Here is a 25,196-nt window from a genome sequence, read left to right as displayed (position 1 = left end):
TGCCGCGAGCACCCTCACCAACGGCGGCTTCGAGACCGGCGGCGCCGGCACGGCCACGCCGGCCGGCTGGTCGGAGTACGGCGACACCGGCGCCTCGTTCACCGAGTCCGGTGGCCACGGCGGGAGTTACCGCCTGAGCCACTGGGCCGCCACCGCCTACAAGGTGGAGACGTACCAGTACCTGTCCGGACTGGCCAACGGCAGCTACAAGCTCACCGCCTGGGTGCGTTCCGGTGGCGGCCAGAAGTCCGCGCACCTGGCTCTCAGGAACTGCGGCGGCGCCGAGCAGCGCACCGACCTGCCGGTCTCGGCCGGCGGGTGGATCAGGATCGTCGTGCCGGTCGAGGTGACCGGCAACCAGTGCACGATCAGCGTCAACAGTGACGCGAACGCGGGCAACTGGATCAACGTCGACGACCTGACCTTCACGCCGGGCACGTCCGGTACGTCGGTCAAGGGCGCCGACATCTCCTCCCTGGCCAAGAGCGAGGCGAAGGGCGGCGTCTACCGGAACGGCTCCGGCACGGCCGGGGACGCCCTGGCGATCCTCAGGTCGTCCGGCATGAACTACGCCCGCCTCAAGGTCTGGGTGAACCCGGCCGACGGCTACAACAACAAGGCCCGGGTCCTGGCCGTGGCCAAGCGCGTCAAGGCGCAGGGCATGAAGCTGCTGGTGGACTTCCACTACTCGGACTTCTGGGCCGACCCCGGCCGCCAGGACAAGCCCGCCGCCTGGGCCGGACACTCCTACGGTCAGCTCAGGACGGACGTGTACAACCACACGTACGACGTGCTGAACGCCCTGAAGGCGCAGGGCACCACCGCCGACATGGTCCAGGTCGGAAACGAGATCAACGGCGGCATGCTGTGGAACGAGGGATCGACGTCCGACTGGACGCGACTGGCCGGTCTGCTCAACTCCGGCTACGACGCGGTCAAGGCGGTCAACTCGTCCACCACCGTCGCGCTGCACCTCGCCAAGGGCGGTGACCTGGAAGGCACCCGCTGGTGGTTCGACAACGCCCGTTCCCACGGCGTGAGGTTCGACGCGATCGGCCTGTCGTACTACGGCTACTGGCACGGCACCCTGGCCGACTTCCAGACGACGCTCGACGACGCGGCCGCCCGCTACGGCAAGCCGGTCTTCGTCGCCGAGACCGCCTACCCGTTCCGCCTGGACAGCGGGGACGCCCACGAGAACATCATCGACACCGGTGACGAACTGGTCGCCGGCTACCCGGCGAGCGTGGCCGGCCAGACCCGGTGGACGAACGACGTGGCGAGCATCGTGGAGGCCGTACCGGGCGGCCGCGGCCTCGGCGTCTTCTACTGGGAGGCGACCTGGACCGCTGTGGGCGGCAACGGCTGGGACCCGACCGACGCCGCCTCCGGCAACGCCTGGGAGAACCAGGCGCTGTTCGGCTACGACGACCGGGCGCTCTCCTCGACGTCCTGGTTCCGCCACCGCTGACCCGACGGGGGAGGGGCCCGGCCGCACCCACGCGGCCGGGCCCTCTCCCGTTCCCGCACGCAGAGCCCCGAACAGGGCGAACTCCTGCATGACGCGGGGAAGTTCGGTATCGGTCAAGGACGTGGAGTGCCGGACGCGGCGGCCTGGACTGCGAGACAGTGGAAAGACGCGGTCATGAGGACGAGAGCCGCGAGGCAGGGGTGCGACATGCTGAGGACTCCCACCGACGAGACGCGGCTGCGCATCCTGGCCTGGATGAAGGAACCCGGACCCGCCACGCACGGCGTGACCGCGGACGCCGTCGCCGAGCGGTTCTCCCTGCCCCGCCCGGTCGCCGTCACCCACCTCAGGCTGCTCGAGGCCACCGGCATGCTGCGCACCAGCCGGTCAGCGGGCCGCGTGTACTACCACCGTGACGAGATGCGGATCGCCGAGGTCGCCCGGATGTTTGAGAAGGGCTGGTAGGCGACCCGGTACAGCGGTATCTCCCCCGACCTGAAGGGCACACGTGATGGACCGTCCCACGGCACTCGTCCCACGCCACTACATCGCGTTGGGCCACGGCCCGGAGGACGTGGTCGCCGACCCGCGCGGCCGCGTCCTGACCGGGCTGGCCGACGGCCGCATCGTGCGCCTGGACGGCCTGACCGACCCGGTCGCGGCCCGCTCCGAGGTGGTCGCCGAGACCGGCGGCAGGCCGCTCGGCCTCGAACTCCTCCCGGACGGCGCCCTGCTGGTGTGCGACGCCGAACGCGGGCTCCTGCGCGTCGACACCGGCGACGGCACGGTCCGTGTCCTCGCCGACGCCGTGGCGGGGGAGAAGCTGCGGTTCTGCAGCAACGTCGTGTCCCTCTCCGACGGCAGCGTGTACTTCACCGTCTCCAGCCGCCGCCACCCGCTGGACCACTGGATCGGCGACATCGTCGAGCACACGGGGACGGGACGGCTGCTGCGTCTCGCCCCCGGCGACGACACGCCCGAGGTGGTCCTGGACGGCCTCCAGTTCGCCAACGGGCTCGCCGCCGGTTCCGACGAGTCGTTCCTCGTCGTCGCCGAGACCGGTGCCCGGCGGCTGACCCGGTACTGGCTGACCGGTCCGAAGGCCGGCCGCGGCGAGCCCTTCGCGGAGAACCTCCCGGGCATGCCCGACAACCTCTGGCGCGGTGCCCCGGACGGACCGGTCTGGGTCGCGCTGGCCGGTCCCCGTGTACCGGCTCTCGATCTGCTCCACCGTGGGACGCCCGCGGTCCGCCGTGCCGCCGCCCGCGCGGCCGTGCACGCCCCGTTCCGCCCGACCGGCACGGTCGCCGTCCTGGCCTTCGACGACGAGGGCCGCGTCGTCCACCACCTGGCGCGGCGTCGCTCCGGCTACCGCATGGTCACCAGTGTCTGCGAGGCCGGCGGGCAGCTGGTGCTGGGCAGCCTCTGGGAGCGGGGCGTGGCGGTCTGCGAACCACCCGCCCCGAAGTGACCCGGGCACCCACGGCCACGCCGCAGTGACCCGAGCGGGCTCCCCGAGTGACCCCGTCACGCCCCGGGGGTTAATCTGAATCCCGGCCGCGACTCCCCTTCGCGGCGCGGCGGTGGGGCCCGCCGTACCCGAACCGCGGCAAGGACGCCGCCAACGGTCCCTACTTGCGACGGCACGCGCCCGGACCGTCCCGGGCTCCGGCGAGTAGGAGACGTACCCCCGTGAAAGCCCCCGAGAACCTCCGCGTCCAGGTCTCCACCCGGCGTCCACCGTCCTGGCGTGCCCAGGTGCCCGTCGTCACGGTCGTGGCGCTCGGCGGGGGCACGGGGGCCGCCGCCCGCTACGCGGCCTCCCTCTGGTGGCCCGCGTCCGCGAGCGGCTTCCCCTGGACGATCTTCTGGGTGAACATCGCCGGCTGTGCCGTGATCGGCGTGTTCATGGTGGTCATCACGGAGATCAGGGCCGCCCACCCCCTCGTCCGCCCCTTCTTCGGCACCGGCGTCCTCGGCGGCTTCACCACCTTCTCGACCTACGCCGTCGACATCCAGAAGCTGATCGACCGCGGCCACGCCGCCACCGGTCTGACCTACCTCGCGGCGACCCCGCCGGCGGCACTCACAGCGGTGTGGCTCGCGGCCCGGACGACCCGCCGCATCCTGGAACGGAGGCAGCCATGACGAGGCTGACCGGCAACGCGCTGCGCCTGACCGTCTTCGTCGGCGAGAACGACACCTGGCACCACAAGCCCCTCTACTCGGAGATCGTCCACCGGGCCCACGCGGCCGGCCTCGCGGGCGCCAGTGTCTTCCACGGTGTCGAGGGCTTCGGCGCGTCCTCCCTGATCCACACCTCGCGGCTGCTGTCACTGAGCGAGGACCTGCCGGTCGCCGTGGTGATCGTCGACACCGAGCCGCGCGTCCGTGCCTTCCTCCCGCAGCTGGACGAACTCGTCACCGAGGGGCTGGTGACCCTCGACGACTGCGAGGTGATCGTCCCGAAGGGTAAGAAAACGTTGTGAACTGGCTCCTGGTCATCGGCGGCGCGATGGTCGGCGCCCCGCTGCGCTACCTCACCGACCGGGCGGTCCAGTCCCGGCACGACTCGGTCTTCCCCTGGGGCACCTTCACGGTGAACGTCTCCGGCTGCCTGATCCTCGGTCTGCTCACCGGAGCCACCGCCCACCTCCAACTGCTGCTCGGCACCGGTCTGTGCGGCGCCCTGACGACGTACTCGACGTTCTCCTACGAGACGCTGCGGCTGGCGGAGACGGGGGCCCGGCTGCACGCCGCCGTCAACGTGGCGGCGAGCGTGGCGGCCGGTCTCGCAGCGGCGTTCGCGGGGGCCGCGCTCGCGCGGGTGTGAGGCGGGGCGGGTGAGGCGTGCGGGCGATCCGCGTGGGTGAGGCGTGTACGTGAGATCCGTCCTCGCCCGCGTGTAGTAAGACTGTCCCCTCCGCTCCCGCCTTCCCCGGACAGAACTGGATCCCATGAGCGTCATCAACGTCGGTCAGGCCGTCGTCCTCGGAGCCGTCGAGGGGGTGACCGAGTTCCTGCCCGTCTCCTCCACCGGCCATCTGAAGATCGCCGAGGGGCTCATGGGCATCCCCGTCGACGACCACGCCGTGGTCGGGTTCTCGGCCGTCATCCAGGTCGGCGCGATCGCGGCGGTGCTCGTGTACTTCTTCAAGGACATCGTGCGCATCGTCTCCGCCTGGGGGAGGGGCCTGCGCGACCGCGAGGAGCGGTACCACCACGACTACAAGTTCGCCTGGTGGGTCATCTACGCGACCATCCCGATCGTCCTCGTCGGACTCGCCGCCGAACCGCTCATCCAGGGACCGCTCGCCTCGCTGTGGGTGGTGGCCGGTTCGCTGATCGCCGGCAGCGGGGTGATGTGGGCGGCGGACCGGCTGGGCCGGCACAAGCGCGGCGAGGACGACACCTCGTTCAAGGACGCCATGCTCGTCGGCAGCTCCCAGATCCTCGCCCTGCTGTTCCCCGGCTTCTCGCGCTCCGGAGCCACCATGTCCACCGCGCTGATGCTCGACCTGGACCGCGTCGCCGCCACCCGGCTCTCCTTCTTCCTCGGTATCCCCGCCCTGACCGGAGCCGGGCTCTACGAACTCAAGGACGCTCTGGGCACCGGTGTGGGCGCGGCCCCGCTGGCGGTGGGCACGCTCGTCTCCTTCGTCGTGGCCTACGGATCGATCGCGTGGCTGCTGAAGTTCGTCGCCAAGCACTCCTTCAACGCCTTCGTGATCTACCGGATCGCCGTCGGAGTGCTGCTGTTCGGCCTGCTCGGGACGGGGGTGCTCAACAGCTGACGGTCCGCGCCGGTCCGGTCCGCCGACCGTACGAGACAGGGGCCGGGAGCCTGAACGCAGGCTTCCGGCCCTCTGAATGTTTCTTTTCGGCCTCTTGACAGGTGCCTCCCGCGCCCCGCAGGATCGCCACCGTGAACCTGTCAGACAGCCGGACAGCCGGACAGCCTGTGCGTCGCGTCAGTGCCATGGAAGCGGTGCTGGCGCACCTGCGCGGTGCCATCGAACGAGGCGAGTACGCCATCGGCGACAAGCTCCCCTCCGAGGCGGAGCTGTGCCGCACGCTGGAGGTCTCCCGACCCGTGCTGCGCGAGGCGCTGCGGGCCCTGCAGACCATGGGCCTGACCGTCTCCCGGACCGGCAAGGGCACCTTCGTCGTGGCCAGCACCGTCGAGGACCCCACCTTCGGCGACTACTCGGCCAGCGACCTGCTGGAGGTGCGCCGCCACGTCGAGATCCCGGTCGCCGGGTACGCGGCCCGCCGCCGCACCCCGGAGAACCTCGACCACCTGGCCCACCTCCTGGACCGGATGGAACGCGAGACGGACACCACCGCGTGGGTCGCCATGGACACGCTGTTCCACCTCGCCGTGGCCGAGGCCGCGCAGAACCCGGTGTTCCGCCGGGTCATCGAGGAGATCCGGGACGCGCTGGCCCGCCAGTCGGCCTTCCTCAACGAGCTGGGCGGGCGCCGCGAGCAGTCCAACCGCGAGCACCGCGCGATCGTCGAGGCGCTGATCGACGGTTCCGAGAACGACGCGGTGGAGGCCATGGCCCATCACCTCGACCGCGTCGAGACGACCCTCACCGACATCGTGCGTTCTTCGCGCACGGACACCCCCACGGAAGGCGGACCCGAGGCGTGAGTGAGCAGTCCCTGCACGAAGGCGTGCAGAAACGTTCCAGCCATGTCGACGCCGGAGACGCCGGCTACAGCAAGTCCCTGAAGTCACGGCACGTCAACATGATCGCCATCGGCGGTGCCATCGGCACCGGCCTGTTCCTCGGCGCCGGCGGCCGTCTCGCCGACGCCGGCCCGTCCCTCTTCATCGCCTACGCGGTCTGCGGCCTCTTCGCCTTCCTCGTCGTGCGCGCCCTCGGCGAACTCGTGCTGTACCGGCCCTCCTCAGGCGCCTTCGTGTCGTACGCACGCGAGTTCATGGGGGAGAAGGGCGCCTACACCGCGGGCTGGATGTACTTCCTCAACTGGGCGACCACCGGCATCGCCGACATCACCGCCGTCGCCACCTACACCCACTACTGGGGCATGTTCTCCGACATCCCGCAGTGGGTGATAGCGCTGATCGCACTGGCCGTGGTGCTCACCGTGAACCTGATCTCGGTGAAGATCTTCGGCGAGCTGGAGTTCTGGTTCGCGATCGTCAAGGTCGGCGCACTCGTCGTCTTCATGTGCATCGGCATCTTCCTGCTGGTCACCCAGCACCCCGTCGACGGACACACTCCCGGCCCGTCCCTCATCGGCGACAACGGCGGCGTCTTCCCGCAGGGCCTGCTGCCCATGCTGCTGATCATCCAGGGCGTCGTCTTCGCCTACGCCTCCGTCGAGCTCGTCGGCGTCGCGGCCGGTGAGACCGAGAACCCCGAGAAGATCATGCCGAAGGCGATCAACTCGATCATGTGGCGTGTCGGCGTGTTCTACGTCGGCTCGGTCGTCCTGCTGTCGATGCTGCTTCCCTGGAACAAGTACACCGCCGGCGAGAGCCCCTTCGTGACCGTGCTGTCGAACATCGGCGTCCCGGCGGCCGGCGGCGTGATGAACCTCGTGGTCCTCACCGCCGCGATGTCCTCCCTCAACTCCGGCCTCTACTCCACCGGCCGCATCCTGCGCTCCATGGCCATGGCCGGATCCGCGCCCAAGTTCACCTCCGTGATGAGCCGCAGCCAGGTCCCCTACGGCGGCATCCTGCTCACCAGCGGCATCTGCGTCCTGGGCGTCGGCCTCAACTTCGTCGTGCCCGCCGAGGCGTTCGAGATCGTGCTGAACTTCGCCGCGATCGGCATCCTCGCCACCTGGGGCATGATCATGATCTGTCACCTCCTCTTCTGGCAGAAGACCCAGAAGGGCGAGCTGACCCGCCCGGGCTACCGGCTGCCGGGCTCCCCCTGGACCGAGATCGTGACGCTGGCGTTCCTCGCCTCCGTCCTGGTCCTCATGTACGCCGACGGCGGCGCGGGACGCACCACCGTGCTGTGCCTGCCGCTGATCGTCGGGGCACTGGTCGTCGGATGGTTCGGTATCCGCGGCCGTGTCGCGCGCAAGTCAACCACCGGAGCGGACGCGTGACCCACGCGCCGCTCCCCGAGAAGCAGGCAGTGATGTTCAGCAGTTCCCTTACGGACGCACCCCTTGTCCGTGAACCCGTCCACGCCCCCGTCGCCCACCTCATCCGCGGCGGCATCGTCGAAGGCATCCACTACGGCTCCGTCGTCGTCCTCGGCGCCGACGGAGAGGTCCGGCTCCAGATCGGAGACATCGAGGCCGCCTTCTACCCGCGCTCCGCGCTCAAACCCGTCCAGGCCGTGGCCATGGTGCGGGCCGGGCTCCCGCTCGACGGCGAGCTGCTGTCGCTGACCGCGGCCAGCCACTCCGGCGAGGAACGCCACCTCGCCGGTGCCCGGCGCATCCTCGACCTCGCCGGGCTCACCGAGGAACAGCTGCGCAACGTCCCGGACATGCCGTTCGACCCGGTCGTGCGGGACGCCTGGGTGCGTGAGGGCCGGCTGCCCTCACGACTCGCCCAGAACTGCTCAGGCAAGCACGCGGCCATGCTCTACACCTGCGCCCTCAACGGCTGGCCGCTGGAGAACTACCTCGACCCCGGCCACCCGCTCCAGCGGGCCATCGCCGAGATCGTCGAGGACCTCACCGGGCAGCGCATCGCCCGGGTCACCGTCGACGGCTGCGGCGCGCCCCTGTTCTCCATCTCCCTGCACGGCCTCGCCCGCGCCACCGCCCGGATCGCCACCGCCGCGCCGGGCACGCCCGAGGCCCGCGTCGCGACGCCATGCGCGAGCACGCCGAGATGGCCTCCGGCTCCGGCCGAGACGTCGCCGCGCTGATGCGGGCCGTGCCCGGGCTGCTCACCAAGGACGGCTTCGAGGGTGTGCAGGTCGCCGCGCTGCCCGACGGGCGGGCCGTCGCGGTGAAGATCGCCGACGGGGCGAACCGGGCGCGTGTGCCGGTGGCCGCCGCCGCGTTGGCCCGTGCGGGCGTCGACCCGGACCTGCTCACCGAGTTCGCGGGCGAGCCGCTGCTCGGCGGTGGCGAGCCGGTGGGGTGTGTGCGGGCAGTGCGAGCTCTGGAGCCGGTTCCGTCCACGGCCTGCGTGTAGTGCCACGCCGAACCGAGGGGGACTGCGGGTCGTCGCCGGTCTGACGGCCGTCCCTGGTCGATCGCGCAGTTCCCCGCGCCCCTTCAGGGGCGCGCACTCACCCTCACTCCCAGGAAGAAGGCCCTCGCCCTCATGACCGCCGCCACCCGCTCCGAACACGACCTGCTCGGCGACCGTGACGTCCCCGCCCACGCGTACTGGGGTGTCCACACCCTGCGCGCCACGGAGAACTTCCCGATCACGGGCACGCCCATCTCCGCGTACCCGCACCTGATCGACGCCCTGGCCGCCGTCAAGGAGGCCGCCGCCCTCGCCAACGAGGAACTCGGCCTGCTGGACCCGAAGAAGGCCGCCGCCATCGTCGCCGCCTGCCGTGAGATCCGCGACGGCGAGCTGCACGACCAGTTCGTGGTCGACGTCGTGCAGGGCGGCGCCGGCACCTCCACCAACATGAACGCCAACGAGGTCGTGGCGAACCGAGCCCTGGAACTCCTCGGCCACGCCAAGGGCGAGTACCACCACCTGCATCCCAACGAGGACGTCAACCTCGGCCAGTCCACCAACGACGTCTACCCGACCGCCGTCAAGATCGCGACGGTCTTCGCGGTGCGCGGCCTGCTCGAGGCGATGTCCGTGCTCCAGGACTCCTTCGCCCGCAAGGCCGTCGAGTTCCGCGACGTGCTCAAGATGGGCCGCACCCAGCTCCAGGACGCGGTCCCCATGACGCTCGGCCAGGAGTTCTCGGCGTACGCCGTCATGATCGACGAGGACCGGTCCCGTCTCGCCGAGGCCGTCGAGCTGATTCATGAGATCAACCTGGGCGCCACGGCGATCGGCACCGGCCTCAACGCCCCCGCCGGGTACGCCGAGGCGGCCCGCCGCCACCTCGCCGCCATCACCGGCCTGCCCCTGGTGACGGCGGCGAACCTGGTCGAGGCGACCCAGGACTGCGGGGCGTTCGTGCAGATGTCGGGCGTGCTCAAGCGGATCGCGGTCAAGCTGTCCAAGAGCTGCAACGACCTGCGCCTGCTGTCGTCCGGCCCGCGCGCGGGGCTCGGCGAGATCAACCTGCCGCCCGTGCAGGCCGGTTCGTCGATCATGCCGGGCAAGGTCAACCCGGTGATCCCGGAGGTGGTCAACCAGGTCGCCTTCGAGGTCATCGGCAACGACGTCACCATCACCATGGCCGCCGAGGCCGGACAGCTCCAGCTCAACGCCTTCGAGCCGATCATCCTGCACTCCCTGTCCGAGTCCCTCACCCACCTGCGTGCCGCCTGCCTCACACTCGCGGAGCGCTGTGTCGACGGCATCACCGCCAACACCGAGGCCCTGCGCGCCACCGTCGAGAACTCCATCGGCCTGGTCACCGCCCTCAACCCGCACATCGGTTACACGGCCGCCACCGACATCGCCAAGGAGGCCCTCGCCACCGGCCGGGGCGTGGCCGAACTCGTGCTGGAGAAGGGCCTGCTGCCCGCCGACACCCTCGCCGGCCTGCTGCGCCCCGAGGTCCTGGCGGGCAGCGGCACAGCGTCGGCGGTCTGAGTCACGCGAGCGCACCGGGACCGGCCCGGAGAGAGAATGGTGATCATGACGTCGCCGACGACCTTCCAGCCGGTCCTGGAGCGCATCGCCGAGGAGATCGAGCGAACCCCCGGCCGCGGCCGGCCCGCCGACTACATCCCGGCGCTCGCCGCCTGCGACCCACGCAGCTTCGGCATGGCCGTCGCCGAACCGGACGGCACGGTGTACGGCGTGGGGGACTGGCGGCAGCCGTTCTCCGCGCAGTCCATCACCAAGGTCTTCACCCTCGCCCTGGACCTGGCCCGCGAGGGCGACGCCCTGTGGGAACACGTGGGACGCGAGCCCAGCGGCAACCCCTTCAACTCCCTGGTCCAGCTGGAGTACGAGAACGGCATCCCGCGCAACCCGTTCATCAACGCGGGCGCCCTCGTCGTCACCGACCGGCTGCACACCCGGACCGGCGACTCCTCGGGTGAACTGCTGGCGTTCCTGCGGGCGGAGAGCGGCAACCAGGACCTGACCTTCGACGAGGAGGTCGCCGCCTCCGAGACGGCCCACGGCGACCGCAACGCCGCCCTCGGCCACTTCATGGCCGCCTACGGCAACATCGACAACCCGGTGCCGGTCCTGCTCGACCAGTACTTCCGGCAGTGCTCCATCACGGCGTCCTGCGCGGACCTCGCCCTGGCCACGACCGTCCTGGCCCGTCACGGCATCCGCGCCGACGGCACCCGTCTGCTCACCCGCAGCCAGGCCAAGCAGATCAACGCGATCATGCTGACCTGCGGGACGTACGACGCGGCAGGCGACTTCGCCTACCGGGTCGGCCTGCCCGGCAAGAGCGGCGTGGGCGGCGGCATCATCGCGGTCGTCCCGGGCCGCTGCACGCTCTGCGTGTGGAGCCCGGGCCTGGACGAACGGGGCAACTCGGTGGCGGGCGTGGCGGCCCTGGACCGATTCACGACACTGACAGGCCTCTCGGTGTTCTGAACGCCCCAAGGGGAAGCGCGGGCAACGGCGCGACAGGCCCCCACCGTCCCGCGGCCTGGGGTCACACCTTCAGGGGCGCGGGGAACTGCGCGACCAGCCACAACGCACCCGCACCCTGCGAACCACCACACCTGCCGGACGGGATGCAGCCCTCACGCACCGCACCTGATCACCGGCCGGTCACTCCACCGCTTCGTCCCGGAACCCACCGCGTCAACTTCCAGCCACCCGGCACAGACACTCTGACCGAGTGTTGGCCATGGCTCCCTTCGTCGATCTCCGCCGCTGCCAGATCCTGGGTCTGGCCGGCACCGCCGTCCTCGCGGCGGGCGGTGAGACAGCCGGAGCCCTGCCCGTACGGGACCTCCTCCACCCGGCCTCCGCCCGTGCCGCCCTCGGACTGGTCGGGGTCTACTTCGGCCTCGTCCTGCTGATCGCGGCCTGGGCTCTGCTGGGCCGCCTGGTCCGCGGACCGAGACCGCCCGCGCCCCGCGCCCTCCTGGCCGTTCTCGCGGTCTGGGCCGCCCCGCTGCTGGTCGCGCCGCCGCTCTTCAGCCGGGACGTCTACAGCTACCTGGCCCAGGGCGCGATGGTCGAGGCGCACATGGACGTGTACGCGCACGGCCCGTCCCAGCTCGGCGGCCCGATCGCCGACGAGGTCGCGCCCCTCTGGCAGCACACCGGCGCCCCGTACGGCCCGGTCTTCCTCGCCGTCGCGGCGGCGCTGTCCGGTCTGACACGCGGTGAACTGCCCGCCGGCCTGCTGGGGATGCGACTCGTCGCGCTCGCGGGCGTGGCCCTGATGGCCGCCGCACTGCCCCGCCTCGCCCGCCACAGCGGCGCCGACCCGTCCGCCGCGCTGTGGCTGGGCGCCCTCAACCCGCTCGTCCTGCTGCACCTGGTCGCGGGCGCCCACAACGACGCCGTCATGCTGGGCCTGCTCGGCGTCGGGCTGGTGGCCGCGCTCGGCCGGTGGCCGGTCCTCGGAGCCGTCCTCGTCACCCTCGCAGCCCTGGTCAAGGCACCCGCCGCGCTCGGTCTGGCCGCCGTCGTCGTCCTCCAGGTCCGTGCCGGGCGGAGACCGGCGAAGGCCGTTCTGACCACCACCGTCGCCGCAGCGGGGACGACCGTCGCGGCGACGGCCGTGGCCGGCACCGGCTACGGCTGGATAGCCGCCCTGAACACCCCCGTCTCGCCCCAGAACTGGGCCCTGACCACCCTGCTCGGCCGCGCCACCCGGGCCCTGCTGCACCACCTCGGCAGCGATCTCGCGCCGCTGGCGATCCCCGCCTGGCACACCCTGGGCGTCGCGGCGGCCGTCGTCGCGGTCGCCCTGATCTGGCTCCGGCTGCGCCCGCGGCCGCTGTACGCACTCGGCCTGAGTCTGGCGGCGGTGGCCGCCCTCGGGCCGGCGATCCGCCCCTGGTACGCCCTGTGGGGGCTGTTCCTCATCGCCGCCGCCGCGCCCGGCACCTCCGTACGCCACCGTATGGCGGCCGTGACCGGCGTGCTCGCGCTCTGCGTCCTGCCCAGCGGCGGCCCGGCGGACACGGGACAACTCCTCCTGGCCGTCTGCGGCGGCGCCCTCGCGGTCGTCGTGCTGTGGCAGGCCCACCAGGCCGAGCTGGCCCCCGCGCTGGGACGCACGGCATGACCCCGGCCCTGCCCCGCACCGACCGGGGGCGGTTGCTGCTGGTGCTCGCCCTCGCCGCGGTGGTGGCCGTCTTCACGGCGACCGTGCCCCTGCTGCGCGACTGGTTCGATCTGCGCGTCTACTACGGAAGCATCGACAGCTGGGTCCACCACGGCGGCCGGATCTACGACTACCGGGTGCCGGGCACGACGTACGGCTTCACCTATCCGCCGTTCGCCGCAGTCGTCATGCTGCCGATGGCCCTGCTGGACCTGCGCACCGCCATCGCGGCCGCCCTGCTGCTCAACCTGGCGGCCCTGGCCGTGGTGCTGCGTCTGCTCGCGGGTCCGGACTGGCGGCGTCACGGCTGGTACGGCTGGGCCCTGACCGCCTGCGTGCTCGCCCTGTTCGAACCGCTCCGCGACACCTTCAGCTTCGGCCAGGTGAACCTGCTGCTCCTGGCCCTGGTGCTCACCGACGCGACGCTGCTGGCCGGCGGACGCACCCGCTGGGCGGGCATCGGCATCGGACTCGCGGCCGCGATCAAGCTCACCCCGGCGCTGTTCATCGGTCTGCTGCTGGTGGCCGGACGACGGCGCGCGGCGGCGGTCGCCACGGCCGTCGCCCTCGCCGCCACCGCGGTCGCGGCCCTGGTGGACCCCGACGCCTCGCGCTTCTACTGGACCGAGGCGCTGTGGGACACCAACCGCGTCGGCCACCTCGGCTACGTCTCGAACCAGTCGGTGCAGGGCATCCTGGCGCGTCTGGGTGAACCGGACCGGGCGGTGTGGGCGTCCGTGGCGCTGCTGGTCCTCGCCGTGTGGGCGCTGCGGGCCCGCCGGGCGGCCCACGCGGGGGACTGGACGGCCGCGTTCGCCTTGACCGGTCTCGCGGCCTGTCTCGTCAGCCCGATCACCTGGGTGCACCACCTCGTGTGGCTGCTGCCGTCCTTCGCCGTGCTGATCCGTGCCGGGCACCTCCGGATCGCGGGCGCGCTGTACGCGGTGCTGTGCACCAGTGTGGTGTGGCTGTGGTTCGACGACGCGTCCGGCGTCGCCGGGTTCCTGGGCAGCAACACCTATGCCTGGATCACCCTGGGCCTGCTGTTGTGGCTGCCGGTCGGTCAACTCCGCCCGGACCCGCGGACCGGAAGCCGCAGCACCAGTACCACGATCGTGACGCCCAGCCCGGTGGCGCCCGCGATCAGTCCGGCTTCCGTCCAGCCGGCACCGGGCTCCTCCGGCACCGCGGCCGCGGCGGCCGGTGTCTTCGCCGACGGACTCGGGGCGGGCCGCCAGGCGTCGAGCGAGCCCACCGCGTCGACCCGCCCGGCGGCTCCGAAGCCCCAGTCGAGCAGCGAGCGGGCCTCCTCGTACACGGTCGATCCACCGCCCTCCTGAGGGTTCATCACCGTCACGACGAGGGTGCGCCCGTCCCGGCGCGCCGCCGCCACGAGCGTGTTGCCCGCATGGGTGGTGTAGCCGTTCTTGATGCCGATCAGTCCCCGGTACGGCTTCACACCGGGGGCGCCGCTCAGCAGCCGGTTGGTGTTGCGGATCGGGTACGACCAGCCGCCGCCGGCCGGGAACCTGGCCTCGACCGTGGCGCAGTACTGCGCGAAGGCCGGGTCGCGCAGCCCCACCCGGCCGAAGACCGCCAGATCGAAGGCCGATGACACCTGGCCCGGTGTGTCGTAGCCGTCGGGTGACACCACGCGCGTGTCGAGGGCGCCCAGGGACCGGGCCTTGGCCTGCATGCGCCGGGCGGTGGTCCGCCAGCCGCCGCCCAGTTCGGCCAGGACGTGCACGGCGTCGTTGCCGGAGTTGAGGAAGACACCCCGCCACAGGTCGGCGACCCGGTAGGTACGGCCCTCGGTGATCCCGACGAGGCTGCTACCTTCACCGATGCCCTGGAGCTCGTCCTCGCGGACCGTGTGCCGGGCGCCCGCCGGCAGTTCGGGCATCACGGTGACGGCGAACAGGGTCTTCAGGGTGCTGGCCGGGGGCAGCCTGCGGTGCGCGTTGTACGCGGCGAGCACCACTCCGGTACGGGCGTCGGCCACCAGCCAGGACAGCGCGGAGACCCGCGGGACGCGGGGTGCGCCGGTGCGCGGGCGGACATGGACGCCGGGCCGGTGCAGCAGCAAGGGGTGCGGGGCCGCCGCCCGGGGCCCGGCCGGCGGACTGGGCTCCGCCCTGCCGCGACCGGCCGCCGCGGCCGGCATGAGGGTCAGCAGCCCCGTCGCACACAGCACACCCGCTGACACGGCCACCCGGGAAGAGAATTCGAGGATCATATGATCAACGTAGGAACAGACTCGCTCCGCACCATGACAACCGGGCCGAGAACCAGGCGCGAACACCCGTATGCCACACCCATGGCCCCCTCAGGACGGCCTCATCGCGACTGCTCGGCCGGTCGCTCCTCAGTCCGAGGGCAGCGTCGGCTGGATGCGCCGGAGGAACGTCGCGTTGTCCGGGGTGTCGCGCATGCGCTCCAGCAGGGTCTCCAGAGCGCCCTGCCCCTCCCGGTTCTGCAGCACGCGGCGCAGGCCGTGTACGGCCGCCAACTCCGCCGGAGGGAGCAGGAGTTCCTCACGCCGGGTGCCGGAGGTGGTGATGTCGACCGCCGGGAACACGCGGCGGGACGCCGGCTCGCGGCTCAGGCGGAGCTCCATGTTGCCGGTGCTCTTGAGCTCCTCGAAGTAGAAGTCGTCGGCCCGGGAGCCGGTCTCCACCAGCGCGGTCGCGAGGATCGTGAGGGAACCGCCCTCCTCGGCCGACCGGGCGGCGCCGAAGAACCGCTTGGGGCCGCTCAGCGCGGACGCGTCGACGCCGCCGCTCAGGATGCGGCCACCGGGACCGGCCGCGTTGTTGTGGGCCCGGCACAGCCGGGTCAGCGAGTCGAGGAGGAGGACGACGTCCTCACCGGCCTCGACCAGCCGCTTGGCCCGCTCGATCACGAGCTCGGCCAGCGCGATGTGCTGCTTGGCGCCGCGGTCGAAGGTCGAGGCGTACACCTCGCCCCGCACCCCGCGCCGCATGTCGGTGACCTCCTCGGGCCGCTCGTCGAGCAGCATCATCATCAGCCGGCACTCGGGGTGCCGGCCGGTGACGGCGGCGGCGAGCTGCTGGAGGAGGACGGTCTTGCCGGTCTTGGGCGGGGCCACGAGGAGCCCGCGCTGGCCCTTGCCGACCGGTGCGATCAGGTCGACGACCCGTCCGGCCAGTCCGGCGGCGGGGTGCTCGAGACGGAGGCGCTCGTGCGGATGCAACGGCGTCAGGTCCCGGAAGTGACGTCGGCCGCGCAGTTCCTCGGGCGGGCGGCCGTTGACCCGTACGACGTCGGTCAGACCGCGGCGGTCGCCGGGTACGCCCTCGACGAGATCGCCCTTGCGCAGGCCGTACCGGCGGGTCAGGGCGGGGGAGACCGAGAGGTCGGCGGGCGAGGGCAGGCAGTTCTCGCCGCGCAGATGCCCCTTCCCGGACGCGTCGATGTCGAGGACGCCGGTGGCGGTGCGGGTCGTGGGCTGCTGCAGGGCGGGTGGGTTTTCGAGTGTGGTGGTCATGGTGGTGTGTGTCCTTTCACGGACGGCAGGCATGGGACATGCGAAGGGAAGGGGGGAGTGAGCCGCGAAGGGAGGGCCTGAAGCACAACTCCGTGCGGCGGGGAACAGCACCTCGGCTCGACGAAGGACGTCGTGGTGCTGGAGATGAGGAAGAGATCCGAAGAACTGGCACCGGCGCCCGGGAAGAAGGGGCGTGCACGAGTGCTGTTCGCAATGTACCACCGAACGCGGCGGATGCGCGCCGGTCAGCTCAACGAGTGGCCAGCAGCCCGTACAGCAGCGGGATCCGTGGCTCGGGCAGCCGCCACCAGCCGGACTCCGTACGCACCATCTGCGGCCAGCGCGGCCAGGGAAGTTCGTCGCTCTCCCGCAGCCGACGCACGGCGAGTCCCGCTTCCGTCAACGCGGTGACGACCTCGCCCATTCCGTGCATCCACTCGTAACTGTCCGTGGCGCCCTCGACGGCCGGGCCGTCGGTGTAGGTGTGGGTCCCGTCGCGGCGCACCGGACCGGCGCCGCCCAGGTAGTCGTGGCGCAGAAGCAGCTCCGGGCCCTCGCCCGGCGCGGGTTTCGGGCCGAGCGAGTTCAGCAGGGGATGGAACTCGACGACGTACAACCGGCCGCCCGGACGCAGGAGCCGGCCGACGGTCTCCGCCCAGCGGTCCAGGTCCGGCAGGTAGCACAGGGCGCCCTTGCCGGTGTAGACGACGTCGAATCGCCGTTCGTCCAGGGCCTCGACGGCGTCATACACGTTGGCCCGCACGTACGTCACGTCCGCGCCGGCCCGGGCGGCGATGTCGTTCGCGGCCGTCACGGACGCCTCGGAGATGTCGAGGCCGACGGCCCGGGCCCCGCGGCGCGCGAAGGCGATCGTCTCCGTGCCGAGATGGCACTGGAGGTGCAGCACGTCACGGCCGGTGAGCTCGCCGAGGTCCTCCCACTCCCACGGGGCGAACCACCGCTCCGGGTCGAGGTCCTGATCGAGACCGTAGAACCGGCTGGCGAGATGGACGGGCGTGCGGGCGTCCCAGTTCGCCTGGTTGGCCCGCATCAGCCGGTCGTGCTCGGCGGACGTCATGGGGACATCCAACCGCGAACGGGCCGCGGACGGCGGAAGAACGGGAAAAGGGCACCGGGACGTGTCGCTCACACCGAGCGCGTCCGCGCCTCCTCGGCGATCCGCTCGAACTGCTCACCCATGGCCGCCGCGAGTGCCCGCGCCCCCGACAACGGACGCACCATCACGGTGAATTCGTCGATGAGCCCGTCCTCGTCGACGTGGATGAAGTCGCACCCGCTGATCTCCCGGTCGCCGACCCGCGCGGTGAAGACCAGGGCGTGGTCACGGCCGTGCACGTCGTTGATCTCGCGCACGTAGCGGAAGTCCTGGAAGACCCCGGAGACGGCACGCAGGATGGCCGCCGTGATCGCCTTTCCGGTGTACGGCTTGAACACGACCGGGCTGGTGAACACCACGTCCGGCGCCAGCAGCGCCTCGGCGGCGTCGAGGTCGAGCGCCTCGACCGCCTCTCGGAATGCACGCATCGAACCCCGCTTTGGTCAACTAATTGAGTAGGTGCGGAGTAGATTAGTCAACCGCTGCTACCGTGTCCACATGTCTCTGAAGTACGCCGTCCTGGCCGCCCTCCTGGAGGGCGAGGCCTCGGGCTACGAGCTGTCCAAGGTGTTCGACGTGTCGCTCGCGAACTTCTGGGCCGCCACCCCGCAGCAGCTCTACCGGGAGCTGGAGCGCCTCGCGCGGGACGGGCTGATCGAGGCGAGGGTGGTACGCCAGGAACGGCGGCCCGACAAACGGATGTTCACGCTCACCGAGACCGGCCGTCAGGACCTGCGGGCCTTCGCCGCCGCACCGCCCCGGCGGCCCACCGCCATCCGTGACGAACTGCTCATCAAGATCCAGGCCATGGACGGCGCGGACCCCGGGGCGACCCGTGCGCTGGTCGAGGAGCGCGCGGACTGGGCCCGCGGCAAACTCGCCCGCTACGCGCGCGTACGCGAGCGCCTGATGGCCGGCCGCGACGAGGAGGAGTACCTGCGCCAGGCCGACCGTGTCGGCCCGTACCTCACCCTGATGGCGGGCATCGCCTTCGAGGAGGAGAACCTCCGCTGGTGCGAGCGCGTACTGACGGTCCTCAAACAGCGAGCTCCTCTAGGCTGATCCGGTGTTCAGCCCCGAAGGCCCCACTCTGCGCGAGCTCGCCGTCCAGGCGCTCTCGTCCGTCGAACGCGGCTACGACCTCCTCGCGCCGAAGTTCGACCACACCCCCTTCCGGACGCCCGAAGCGGTCCTGGACGCCGTCGGGTCGGCACTGCGGCGGACAGGGCCCTTCGACGCCGGGCTCGACCTGTGCTGCGGCACGGGCGCGGGCGTCGGCGTCCTGGCGGGAGTGTGCCGGGAGCGGGTCACCGGGGTCGATTTCAGCGCGGGGATGCTCGACGTCGCACGGCAGCGCGTCCGGCCGGAGGGTCCGCCGGTCTCCTGGGTGCGCGCGGACGCCCGCGCCCTGCCCTTCGCGCCCGCCTTCGACCTGGTGGTGAGCTTCGGGGCGTTCGGGCACTTCCTGCCCCGCGAACTGCCCGGACTGTTCACCCAGGTCCGCTCCGTGCTGCGGCCGGGCGGCCGCTTCGCCTTTCCGCTGGTGGCCCCGCCCCGCCCGGCCTCGCTCGGCTACTGGATGCTGCTCGGCTTCGACATGGTGATGCGGGTGCGCAACGCGCTGTGGCGTCCCGCTTTCGTCATGTACTACCGCGCCTTCCGCTTCGGGGATGTACGGCGTGAACTCGCCCGGGCCGGCTTCGAGGTGGAGCTCCAGGAGCTGCCGGAGTTCGGGCGGCGACGCGACGGCAGCCCCCGGGTGCGGCTCGTCGTGGCCCGGCTGCCGGGTCAGTCGGCCCGGCCGGGCAGTGTGAACTCGTAGATCAGCGCGTCCTGCCGGGCGTCCACGACCAGGTCGGTGATCTCCAGCGGGCGCGCGTACTGGTCGTGCACACGCCGGGTGACCCGCACCGACGGCGTGCTCGCGAGGCGGGTGATGGCGTCACGGTGGTGCAGCGTCAGTCCGGCCCGGCGCATCCAGTCGTAGGCCCGGCGCAGTTGTGCGGCGGCGGTGCCGTCGGCGCGGTCCCGGTAGCGTCCCAGCTCCTCGACCTCCGCGAGCGCCACGGCGGAGAACGACGTCACGGCCGTGCGCAGCCCCCGCCCGTCGGCGGTCGCGTACCGGTAGCGGTGGATCAGGGTCGGACGGCCCGGGACCAGTCCCAGCGCCTCGGCGTGGTCCGGCGGGGGCGGCTCCCAGGTGACGGTGGCGCGGGCGACCGCGTCCGGAGTGGCGGCCCGGGCGCCGACCGGGAAGGTCAGCGAGGCCGGGGTCTCGACCGGCGCTCCGGGCAGGGTGGCGTGGCTGCCGCGCCGGTCGGTGGCGACGAGGCCGTCGCGGCGCAGCAGCTCCAGCGCCTGCCGCACGGTCTCGCGGCTGACCCCGAAGTGTCCGGCCAGCCGCCGTTCCCCCGGCAGCCGTTCGCCGGGCGGGACGGTGCCGTCGCGCAGTTCGCCGAGCAGCTCCGCCGCGATCCGCCGGTACAGGGGCTCTCCTCCGGTCGGCGGGTGGTCGTGCGGGGTGGTGCGGGCCATACCGCGCCTCCTGTTGGTGACGTTCGGTAGTCGTACGGGCTCGGTGCGCCACCAGGTCTAGCATTGGTCTAAACCAGCAGGGAAGGGCGGTCGGGCGGTTCGGCCGAAACCGGCCTGCCCGCGCCCGCCGTCACACTGCCCTGTAGAGGGCGTCGACCAGCGCCGTCTTACGAGGGTCGTCCGTGATGTGAGGCCCCATGCGGTTCATCACGTACCCCATCGACACCTCCGCCTCCGGGTCGGCGAGCCCGCAGGAGCCGCCGTAGCCGTCATGACCGAAAGCGCGCGGGTTGGGTCCGTAGGAGCCGTGGGGCCCGCTGAGCCACAGTCCGAGCCCCGCCTCCGTCTCGCGCCCCAGTCCGGCGCCGAGCACCAGGTCCAGGGAGCTGCCCTGCCCCTCGCGCGCCCGCTCGGCCGCCTCGGCGGACAGTACGCGCCGCCCCCCGTACGAGCCGCGCCCGGCGAAGACCCCGTACAGGTCGGCGACCGCTCGCGCGGTGCCGTGCCCGTTCGCAGCGGGGATCTCGGCGGCCCGCCACCCGGGGGTGCCGGCGCCGGCGGCGGAGACCGGAGGGTTGGTCAGCGCGGCCACCGCCGCGGGCGCCAACTGCGCGAAGGCGGCGGCCTGTTCGCTGTTCCCCGCGGGCGGCGGACCGACCAGTTCGGCCGCCCGCCCGGATTCCTTCTCCGGCAGGCCGATGGTGAAGTCGATCCCGAGCGGCCCGGTCACCTCCCGCTCCAGGAAGGCTCCCGGCAGCAGCCCCGACACCCGCCGTACCACCTCGCCCACCAGGTGCCCGTAGGTCAGCGCGTGATAGCCGGACCGGGTCCCCGGCTCCCACCAGGGCTCCGTGGCCGCGAGCCGCTGCGTGGTCAGCTCCCAGTCGCAGAGCTGCTCCAGCGTGTGCGGTTCACGCAGCCCGGCCAGACCGGCGCGGTGCGACAGCAGATGCCGTACGAGGACCTTCTCCTTGCCCGCCGCGGCGAACTCGGGCCAGTACACGGACACCGGAGCGTCGAGGTCCACAAGCCCCCGGTCGGCGAGGATGTGCGCGCACAGCGCCACCGGCCCCTTGGTCGTCGACCAGACGTTGACCACGGTGTCCCGCTCCCACGTACGGGTGCGCGCCGCGTCCGACCAGCCGCCCCACAGATCCACGACCGTCCTGCCGCCGACGGTGACGGCCACCGCCGCGCCCAGCTCGCCGCGCTCCCGGAAGTTCTCCTCGAACGCCTCGCGTACCGCCGTGAACCGCGCGTCGCAGTGACCGCGCACCTGTACCTCGTTCTCGGACATGGACCCCTCCCCGCCGACCGTCTCCGGGCCGGGCCGCCAAGGAGCGGCCCGGGCCCGAAGAACGTACCGACTGGTCGGACCGGGTGGAAGTCCGCAGTCCGGGAACGGCCGGATCAGATGTACGAGCGCATCCAGCGCAGCTGGGCCGCCTCCTGGAAGGGGCCACCGCCCTCGTGGTCGTTGAAGTCGTACACCTCGATCGTCTTGTCCTCGTGCCCCCAGGCGTTGAACGCCGCGAACACGGTCGAGGGCGGGCAGGTCTGGTCCTCGAGCGCGGCCGAGAAGAGCGCCGGCGACTGTCCGCGGGTGGCGAAGTGCACGGCGTCGAAGTAGGAGAGTGTGCGCAGCGCCTCCTCGGTGCGGCCGCGGTGCGTCTTGAGGTACGAGCCGATTTCCCGGTACGGCTGGCGGTCCGTGAGCGTCGCCGCGCGGGGGAAGTCGCACAGGAACGGCACGTCCGGCGCGATGCCCGACAGATCCGGGACCAGGCCGCCCACCGCGATGGTGATGCCGCCGCCCTGGCTCGCCCCCACGGCCACCGTGCGCGTCGGGTCCGTGCGGGGGTGCGAACGGGCCGCCTCCACGGCGCGCACGGCGTCCGTGTACACCCGGCGGTAGTAGTAGTTCTCCGGCGCGTCGATACCGCGCGTCATGAAGCCCGGGTAGGCGGGCGCGCCGCCCACCGGGTCCGCCGTGCCGCCGCCCGCGCCCCAGGCGCTGCCCTGCCCGCGGGTGTCCATCACGAAGTGCGCCCGGCCCGTGGACGCCCACAGCAGGTGCTGGTGCGGCAGTCCGCGTCCTCCGCCGTAACCGATGAACTCCACGACCAGCGGCAGCGGGCCGTCCACCCCCGTCGGCAGCGTCAGCCAGCCCTTGACCGGATGACCGCCGAACCCGGCGAACGTCACGTCGAAGACCTGCACGGTGGACAGTCCCGTGTCGACCGGTTCGAAGCGGGCGTCCAGATCGTGCTCACGCGCCTCCTGGAGGGTCTTGGACCAGAACGCGTCGAAGTCCTCGGGTTCGGTGGACGCGCTGCGGTACTCGCGGAGTTCGTCGAGAGGAAGATCGAACAGGGCCATGCAGGACCGCCTTGGGTGAGGAAGAGCCGCGGTGAGGGACAGTGCGGACGATCACATTACGTGGGTGGTCAGAGGGCTCGCCAGGCCTTTGTCGCGGGTCCCCGGCCGGCGCGTACCCCGGACATCCCCGACCCGGCGGCACCCGCGTCTCAGGCGCGGCGGTGTGTCCACTCCGGTTCCGTACGCGCCCAAGCACGCTCCCATTCGGTCAGCCGGCGGCGCAGGGCCACCCTGCGTACGACGCGCTGGATCAGGAGCACCGCGAGCACCGCAGCGCCCGTGGCGCACGTGCCGATGGTCAGGGTGTGCTGCCAGACCGCCGTTCCGTCCACCGGCGGGGGCACGCTCCGCCCCTGTGAGTCGAACCAGACGTGCACGACCTCACCTTGCCGAGTAGCGGCGGGGACGCGAGCCGTCGCGGTGCGCGTGCCCTCGCCCGGCTCCGTCCAGCGCACGGTCGCCCGGAACGCCTGCTGCCCGCCGGCCTGTACCGACGGCAGGGCGTCGCCCTTCCTGCCGACCACCTCGGCACGGACGCGATGACGCTCCGCGCGCTGCTCCACCGAGACCGAGCGCGCCTCGCCATGGGCCCACCAGGCAGCCGCCGCCCCCGCAAGAGGCGCACCCACGAGTATCAGGACGGCGACGACGAGCACTGTCCACGCCTCGACGACATCGGACCGGCGTCGCAACGGACTGCGCCGCCAACGCCAGCCGCGCACCCGGGTTCGCATCTCGACCTCCTCGCCGCTACCGCGCCGGCGCACCCATCAACGGCTCGGCGCGACCCGGGTCGCCGCCTGCCGTAGCCCTCCGGCTGGGGTGCCCGGGCCGGTCGTGGCGAAACACCGGGCCGCGCGCCCGGGGCGAGCCACACGTCAGGTTCGTCGGCCCGGGGGGAGGGGGCGTCGCGAGGTCAGCCGAACCGCTCGATACGGATGCGGTCCACGGGCTGACCGGCGGCGACCAGCAACCGGGAGGCGTGCTCGGCGAAGGAGTTGGAGCCGCACACGTACGCCTCCCACCCGAGGCGCGGCTGCTCAGCCAGGAGTGGCGCCACATGTGCTGCCGTCATACGTCCGACCGGCACACCCTCCGGCGCGCTCCGGGTGAACACGGGCGTCGTCTCCGCGCCGAACTCCCCGGCGTAGATGAGCTCCTCGGGACTGCGCGCGGACACCAGCAGCCGCAGCGGCACGATCAGGTTCCGTGCCCGGTGGTGCCGGACCATCGACATCAGCGGCACGACACCGGAACCGGCGCCGATCAGCAGCGCGGGCCGGTCGCCCGGCCAGGCGAAGAAGCCGCTCACCGGGCCCCGCACCTCGACCCGGTCGCCGGGCCGGGCCACCGTGTGGAACCAGCCCGAGACCTCGCCGCCCTCGATGTGATCCAGGGTCAGCTCGACATGCCCGGAGTCGTCCGGCGCGGACGCGATCGAGTAGTGGCGCTGCGCCACATAGCCGTCCTCGGCGGTCAGCCGCACCATCAGGTGCTGACCGGGCAGATGACCGGGCCAGTCGGGCACGGCGAACCGGAAGGTGGCGGCCCTCGGGGTCTCGCGCCGGATCTCGGCCAGCGTGGCGGTCTGCCACACGGAGGCGGCCTGCTCGCTCACGGCGATGCGCCCGGGAACGGCGAACCGCGTGGGCGGAACGAAGGTCTCAGTCACCCGAGTACCTCTGCTCGTCCCAGGGGTTGCCCCGCTCGTGGTAGCCGTTCCGCTCCCAGAAACCCGGCTCCTCGTGATCGAGGATCCGCAGGCCCGCTATCCACTTGACGCTCTTCCAGAAGTACAGGTGCGGCACCACCAGCCGCGCCGGGCCGCCGTGTTCCGGGGCCAGCGGCCTGCCGTCGTACTCCCACACGATCCAGGCGCGCCCCCCGGTCAGGTCGGCGAGCGGGAGGTTCGCGGTGTAGCCGGTGTGCGCATAGGCGACGGCATGGGTCGCCGACCCATGGGGCCGGACCACATCCAGGAAGGCGTCCAGCGACACCCCCGCGAACCGCACCCCGAACTTCGACCAGCCCGTCACACAGTGGATGGCGCCCTGGTACGCCGACGCCGGCATCCGGTGCGCCTGGTCCCAGTCCCAGGTACGGGGCTCGGCCACCAGACCGTCGACACGGAACGTCCAGTCGCCGGGTGCCAGGTCGGGAGTGACCTCGGCGGACAGCACGGGCCAGTCGTCGCCCGCGTCGTACTGACCGGGCGGCAGGCCGGGGTCGTCGACGCGTGGGCGCCCGGTGAAGCCTCGGGTGATGTGCATGCGGTGGTGCCTCCGGACCGGCCGGCGGTGCCCCGCCGGGCCGGCGTGATGAGTGATTGCGTATTCAACCGTACGGGTCGGGCCGGCCTGCTCGCGCCGCCTTCAGTCGGGCGGGCCGGAACCGGCTCCCGCGTTGTAGCGCACGAGGTAGTCGGCGAAGCGCGACAGGTCCTCGGCGGGCCAGTCGGCCAGCCGCTCCTCGAACACCGCCCGGCGCCTCTCGGTGACCTGGGCCAGGATGCGCCGGCCGGCCTCCGTCAGATGCAGCACCAGGACACGCTGGTCCGCCGCGTCGGGGCGGCGTTCGATGAGGCCGGAGCGCTCCAGCGAGGCCACCTGGCGGCTGACGGTCGACTTGTCGAGGGCGTAGTGCAGGGCCAGATCGGTGGCACGGCACCCGCCGCTCTCCTCCAGATGCCCCAGCAGGGTGTACGACACCAGCGACAGCTCCGGGTGCATCCGCCCGGCCGCGGCACGGGCGCGGCGGGCGAACACCGTCATCTCCCGCTGGACGGTCTCCACGGCGTCGGCTGCGTGCACCGGATCTCCCTCACCACAAGACTGC

Annotated in this window: 25 protein-coding genes and 2 pseudogenes; 16 read left to right on the top strand and 11 right to left on the bottom strand. The window is 72.0% G+C overall.

Annotation, left to right across the window (positions count from 1 at the left end; all coding sequences use genetic code 11):
* The 14 genes and pseudogenes from SSQG_RS02565 to SSQG_RS43615 form a co-directional block, all read left to right on the top strand.
* A partial coding sequence (locus SSQG_RS02565) for a glycoside hydrolase family 53 protein (protein WP_003988118.1) occupies positions 1-1,471 on the top strand: 1,471 nt, incomplete at its 5' end.
* Positions 1,472-1,678: 207 nt separating this feature from the next.
* Entirely contained in the window at positions 1,679-1,936 is a 258-nt protein-coding gene (locus SSQG_RS02560; protein ID WP_039931814.1) for an ArsR/SmtB family transcription factor, read from the top strand.
* A gap of 46 nt (positions 1,937-1,982) precedes the next feature.
* Positions 1,983-2,942: an SMP-30/gluconolactonase/LRE family protein gene (locus SSQG_RS02555; protein ID WP_003988116.1), complete on the top strand. Its 960-nt coding sequence runs from the start codon at positions 1,983-1,985 to the stop codon at positions 2,940-2,942.
* Between the two features lie 221 nt (positions 2,943-3,163).
* Positions 3,164-3,619: a fluoride efflux transporter CrcB gene (gene crcB / locus SSQG_RS02550; RefSeq protein ID WP_003988115.1), complete on the top strand. Its 456-nt coding sequence runs from the start codon at positions 3,164-3,166 to the stop codon at positions 3,617-3,619.
* Positions 3,616-3,960 carry a DUF190 domain-containing protein gene (locus SSQG_RS02545; protein WP_003988114.1) on the top strand — a complete coding sequence of 115 codons (345 nt, stop codon included), beginning with the start codon at positions 3,616-3,618 and terminating at the stop codon, positions 3,958-3,960. Before crcB (SSQG_RS02550) ends, SSQG_RS02545 begins: the two co-directional genes overlap by 4 nt.
* On the top strand, positions 3,957-4,304 hold the full coding sequence (crcB, locus tag SSQG_RS02540) for a fluoride efflux transporter CrcB (protein ID WP_003988113.1): 348 nt from the start codon (positions 3,957-3,959) through the stop codon (positions 4,302-4,304). The genes SSQG_RS02545 and crcB (SSQG_RS02540) overlap by 4 nt, the downstream gene beginning before the upstream one ends.
* A 124-nt stretch (positions 4,305-4,428) precedes the next feature.
* Positions 4,429-5,265, top strand: a complete 837-nt coding sequence (locus SSQG_RS02535) for an undecaprenyl-diphosphate phosphatase (RefSeq protein WP_003988112.1) — start codon at positions 4,429-4,431, stop codon at positions 5,263-5,265.
* A 185-nt stretch (positions 5,266-5,450) separates the two neighbouring features.
* Positions 5,451-6,128, top strand: a complete 678-nt coding sequence (locus SSQG_RS02530; RefSeq protein WP_039931813.1) for a FadR/GntR family transcriptional regulator — start codon at positions 5,451-5,453, stop codon at positions 6,126-6,128.
* Positions 6,125-7,567, top strand: coding sequence for an amino acid permease (locus SSQG_RS02525; protein WP_003988110.1), 1,443 nt, complete (start codon positions 6,125-6,127; stop codon positions 7,565-7,567). Before SSQG_RS02530 ends, SSQG_RS02525 begins: the two co-directional genes overlap by 4 nt.
* Positions 7,510-8,615: pseudogene (locus SSQG_RS02520) on the top strand (asparaginase). The gene SSQG_RS02525 and the pseudogene SSQG_RS02520 overlap by 58 nt, the downstream one beginning before the upstream one ends.
* Positions 8,616-8,747: 132 nt before the next feature.
* A complete protein-coding gene (aspA, locus tag SSQG_RS02515; protein WP_003988107.1) occupies positions 8,748-10,160 on the top strand; it encodes an aspartate ammonia-lyase in 1,413 nt (470 codons plus the stop codon).
* A 36-nt stretch (positions 10,161-10,196) separates the two neighbouring features.
* Positions 10,197-11,129 (top strand): glutaminase, encoded by a 933-nt coding sequence (locus SSQG_RS02510; protein ID WP_003988106.1) that lies wholly within the window; start codon positions 10,197-10,199, stop codon positions 11,127-11,129.
* Between the two features lie 259 nt (positions 11,130-11,388).
* The gene (gene mptB, locus SSQG_RS02505; protein ID WP_003988105.1) at positions 11,389-12,783 is read left to right on the top strand and encodes a polyprenol phosphomannose-dependent alpha 1,6 mannosyltransferase MptB; all 1,395 of its coding nucleotides are present in this window, start codon (positions 11,389-11,391) and stop codon (positions 12,781-12,783) included.
* Positions 12,780-14,162: a glycosyltransferase 87 family protein gene (locus tag SSQG_RS43615; protein ID WP_003988104.1), complete on the top strand. Its 1,383-nt coding sequence runs from the start codon at positions 12,780-12,782 to the stop codon at positions 14,160-14,162. The genes mptB and SSQG_RS43615 overlap by 4 nt, the downstream gene beginning before the upstream one ends.
* A gap of 11 nt (positions 14,163-14,173) precedes the next feature.
* Here the strand turns inward: SSQG_RS43615 and SSQG_RS38745 are convergent.
* The 4 genes and pseudogenes from SSQG_RS38745 to SSQG_RS02475 form a co-directional block, all read right to left on the bottom strand.
* Positions 14,174-14,986, bottom strand: a pseudogene (locus SSQG_RS38745) (D-alanyl-D-alanine carboxypeptidase family protein); the annotation flags it as partial.
* A 201-nt stretch (positions 14,987-15,187) separates the two neighbouring features.
* The gene (gene rho, locus SSQG_RS02485; protein ID WP_003988102.1) at positions 15,188-16,330 is read right to left on the bottom strand and encodes a transcription termination factor Rho; all 1,143 of its coding nucleotides are present in this window, start codon (positions 16,328-16,330) and stop codon (positions 15,188-15,190) included.
* A gap of 250 nt (positions 16,331-16,580) precedes the next feature.
* Complete coding sequence (locus SSQG_RS02480) at positions 16,581-17,408, bottom strand: class I SAM-dependent methyltransferase (RefSeq protein WP_003988101.1); 828 nt, start codon at positions 17,406-17,408, stop codon at positions 16,581-16,583.
* Between the two features lie 68 nt (positions 17,409-17,476).
* The gene (locus tag SSQG_RS02475; RefSeq protein WP_003988100.1) at positions 17,477-17,875 is read right to left on the bottom strand and encodes a nuclear transport factor 2 family protein; all 399 of its coding nucleotides are present in this window, start codon (positions 17,873-17,875) and stop codon (positions 17,477-17,479) included.
* A gap of 70 nt (positions 17,876-17,945) precedes the next feature.
* Between SSQG_RS02475 and SSQG_RS02470 the strand changes: the two genes are divergently transcribed.
* The gene (locus tag SSQG_RS02470; protein ID WP_003988099.1) at positions 17,946-18,509 is read left to right on the top strand and encodes a PadR family transcriptional regulator; all 564 of its coding nucleotides are present in this window, start codon (positions 17,946-17,948) and stop codon (positions 18,507-18,509) included.
* Positions 18,510-18,513: 4 nt separating this feature from the next.
* The gene (locus SSQG_RS02465) at positions 18,514-19,269 is read left to right on the top strand and encodes a class I SAM-dependent methyltransferase (RefSeq protein WP_003988098.1); all 756 of its coding nucleotides are present in this window, start codon (positions 18,514-18,516) and stop codon (positions 19,267-19,269) included.
* On the opposite strand, the gene SSQG_RS02460 is transcribed toward SSQG_RS02465, so the two are convergent.
* From SSQG_RS02460 to SSQG_RS02430, 7 genes are all read right to left on the bottom strand, one after another.
* Positions 19,236-19,982, bottom strand: coding sequence for a GntR family transcriptional regulator (locus SSQG_RS02460; RefSeq protein ID WP_003988097.1), 747 nt, complete (start codon positions 19,980-19,982; stop codon positions 19,236-19,238). The genes SSQG_RS02465 and SSQG_RS02460 overlap by 34 nt on opposite strands.
* A gap of 130 nt (positions 19,983-20,112) precedes the next feature.
* Positions 20,113-21,279 carry an EstA family serine hydrolase gene (locus SSQG_RS02455; RefSeq protein WP_003988096.1) on the bottom strand — a complete coding sequence of 389 codons (1,167 nt, stop codon included), beginning with the start codon at positions 21,277-21,279 and terminating at the stop codon, positions 20,113-20,115.
* A gap of 113 nt (positions 21,280-21,392) precedes the next feature.
* Entirely contained in the window at positions 21,393-22,361 is a 969-nt protein-coding gene (locus tag SSQG_RS02450; protein WP_003988095.1) for an acetylxylan esterase, read from the bottom strand.
* A gap of 149 nt (positions 22,362-22,510) precedes the next feature.
* A complete protein-coding gene (locus SSQG_RS02445; RefSeq protein WP_039931809.1) occupies positions 22,511-23,095 on the bottom strand; it encodes an Rv1733c family protein in 585 nt (194 codons plus the stop codon).
* 182 nt (positions 23,096-23,277) lie between these two features.
* Positions 23,278-24,033, bottom strand: coding sequence for a ferredoxin reductase (locus SSQG_RS02440; protein ID WP_003988093.1), 756 nt, complete (start codon positions 24,031-24,033; stop codon positions 23,278-23,280).
* Positions 24,026-24,631: a sulfite oxidase-like oxidoreductase gene (locus SSQG_RS02435; RefSeq protein ID WP_003988092.1), complete on the bottom strand. Its 606-nt coding sequence runs from the start codon at positions 24,629-24,631 to the stop codon at positions 24,026-24,028. The genes SSQG_RS02440 and SSQG_RS02435 overlap by 8 nt, the downstream gene beginning before the upstream one ends.
* Positions 24,632-24,733: 102 nt before the next feature.
* Positions 24,734-25,171: a MarR family winged helix-turn-helix transcriptional regulator gene (locus tag SSQG_RS02430; RefSeq protein ID WP_039931808.1), complete on the bottom strand. Its 438-nt coding sequence runs from the start codon at positions 25,169-25,171 to the stop codon at positions 24,734-24,736.
* Between the last annotated feature and the right edge of the window lie 25 nt (positions 25,172-25,196).

Origin of the sequence: Streptomyces viridochromogenes DSM 40736 (genome assembly GCF_000158955.1) — a bacterium.
In the GTDB taxonomy this organism is placed as follows: Bacteria; Actinomycetota; Actinomycetes; order Streptomycetales; family Streptomycetaceae; genus Streptomyces; species Streptomyces venetus.
This window is presented reverse-complemented; position numbering and strand designations above follow the sequence as displayed.

Coding starts and splice junctions, on each gene's coding strand:
- SSQG_RS02560 (WP_039931814.1), top strand. CDS start 1,679: ATGCTGAGGACTCCCACCGACGAGACGCGGCTGCGCATCCTGGCCTGG.
- SSQG_RS02555 (WP_003988116.1), top strand. CDS start 1,983: ATGGACCGTCCCACGGCACTCGTCCCACGCCACTACATCGCGTTGGGC.
- SSQG_RS02545 (WP_003988114.1), top strand. CDS start 3,616: ATGACGAGGCTGACCGGCAACGCGCTGCGCCTGACCGTCTTCGTCGGC.
- SSQG_RS02535 (WP_003988112.1), top strand. CDS start 4,429: ATGAGCGTCATCAACGTCGGTCAGGCCGTCGTCCTCGGAGCCGTCGAG.
- SSQG_RS02530 (WP_039931813.1), top strand. CDS start 5,451: ATGGAAGCGGTGCTGGCGCACCTGCGCGGTGCCATCGAACGAGGCGAG.
- aspA (WP_003988107.1), top strand. CDS start 8,748: ATGACCGCCGCCACCCGCTCCGAACACGACCTGCTCGGCGACCGTGAC.
- SSQG_RS02510 (WP_003988106.1), top strand. CDS start 10,197: ATGGTGATCATGACGTCGCCGACGACCTTCCAGCCGGTCCTGGAGCGC.
- mptB (WP_003988105.1), top strand. CDS start 11,389: ATGGCTCCCTTCGTCGATCTCCGCCGCTGCCAGATCCTGGGTCTGGCC.
- SSQG_RS43615 (WP_003988104.1), top strand. CDS start 12,780: ATGACCCCGGCCCTGCCCCGCACCGACCGGGGGCGGTTGCTGCTGGTG.
- rho (WP_003988102.1), bottom strand. CDS start 16,330: ATGACCACCACACTCGAAAACCCACCCGCCCTGCAGCAGCCCACGACC.
- SSQG_RS02480 (WP_003988101.1), bottom strand. CDS start 17,408: ATGACGTCCGCCGAGCACGACCGGCTGATGCGGGCCAACCAGGCGAAC.
- SSQG_RS02475 (WP_003988100.1), bottom strand. CDS start 17,875: ATGCGTGCATTCCGAGAGGCGGTCGAGGCGCTCGACCTCGACGCCGCC.
- SSQG_RS02470 (WP_003988099.1), top strand. CDS start 17,946: ATGTCTCTGAAGTACGCCGTCCTGGCCGCCCTCCTGGAGGGCGAGGCC.
- SSQG_RS02460 (WP_003988097.1), bottom strand. CDS start 19,982: ATGGCCCGCACCACCCCGCACGACCACCCGCCGACCGGAGGAGAGCCC.
- SSQG_RS02455 (WP_003988096.1), bottom strand. CDS start 21,279: ATGTCCGAGAACGAGGTACAGGTGCGCGGTCACTGCGACGCGCGGTTC.
- SSQG_RS02450 (WP_003988095.1), bottom strand. CDS start 22,361: ATGGCCCTGTTCGATCTTCCTCTCGACGAACTCCGCGAGTACCGCAGC.
- SSQG_RS02445 (WP_039931809.1), bottom strand. CDS start 23,095: ATGCGAACCCGGGTGCGCGGCTGGCGTTGGCGGCGCAGTCCGTTGCGA.
- SSQG_RS02435 (WP_003988092.1), bottom strand. CDS start 24,631: ATGCACATCACCCGAGGCTTCACCGGGCGCCCACGCGTCGACGACCCC.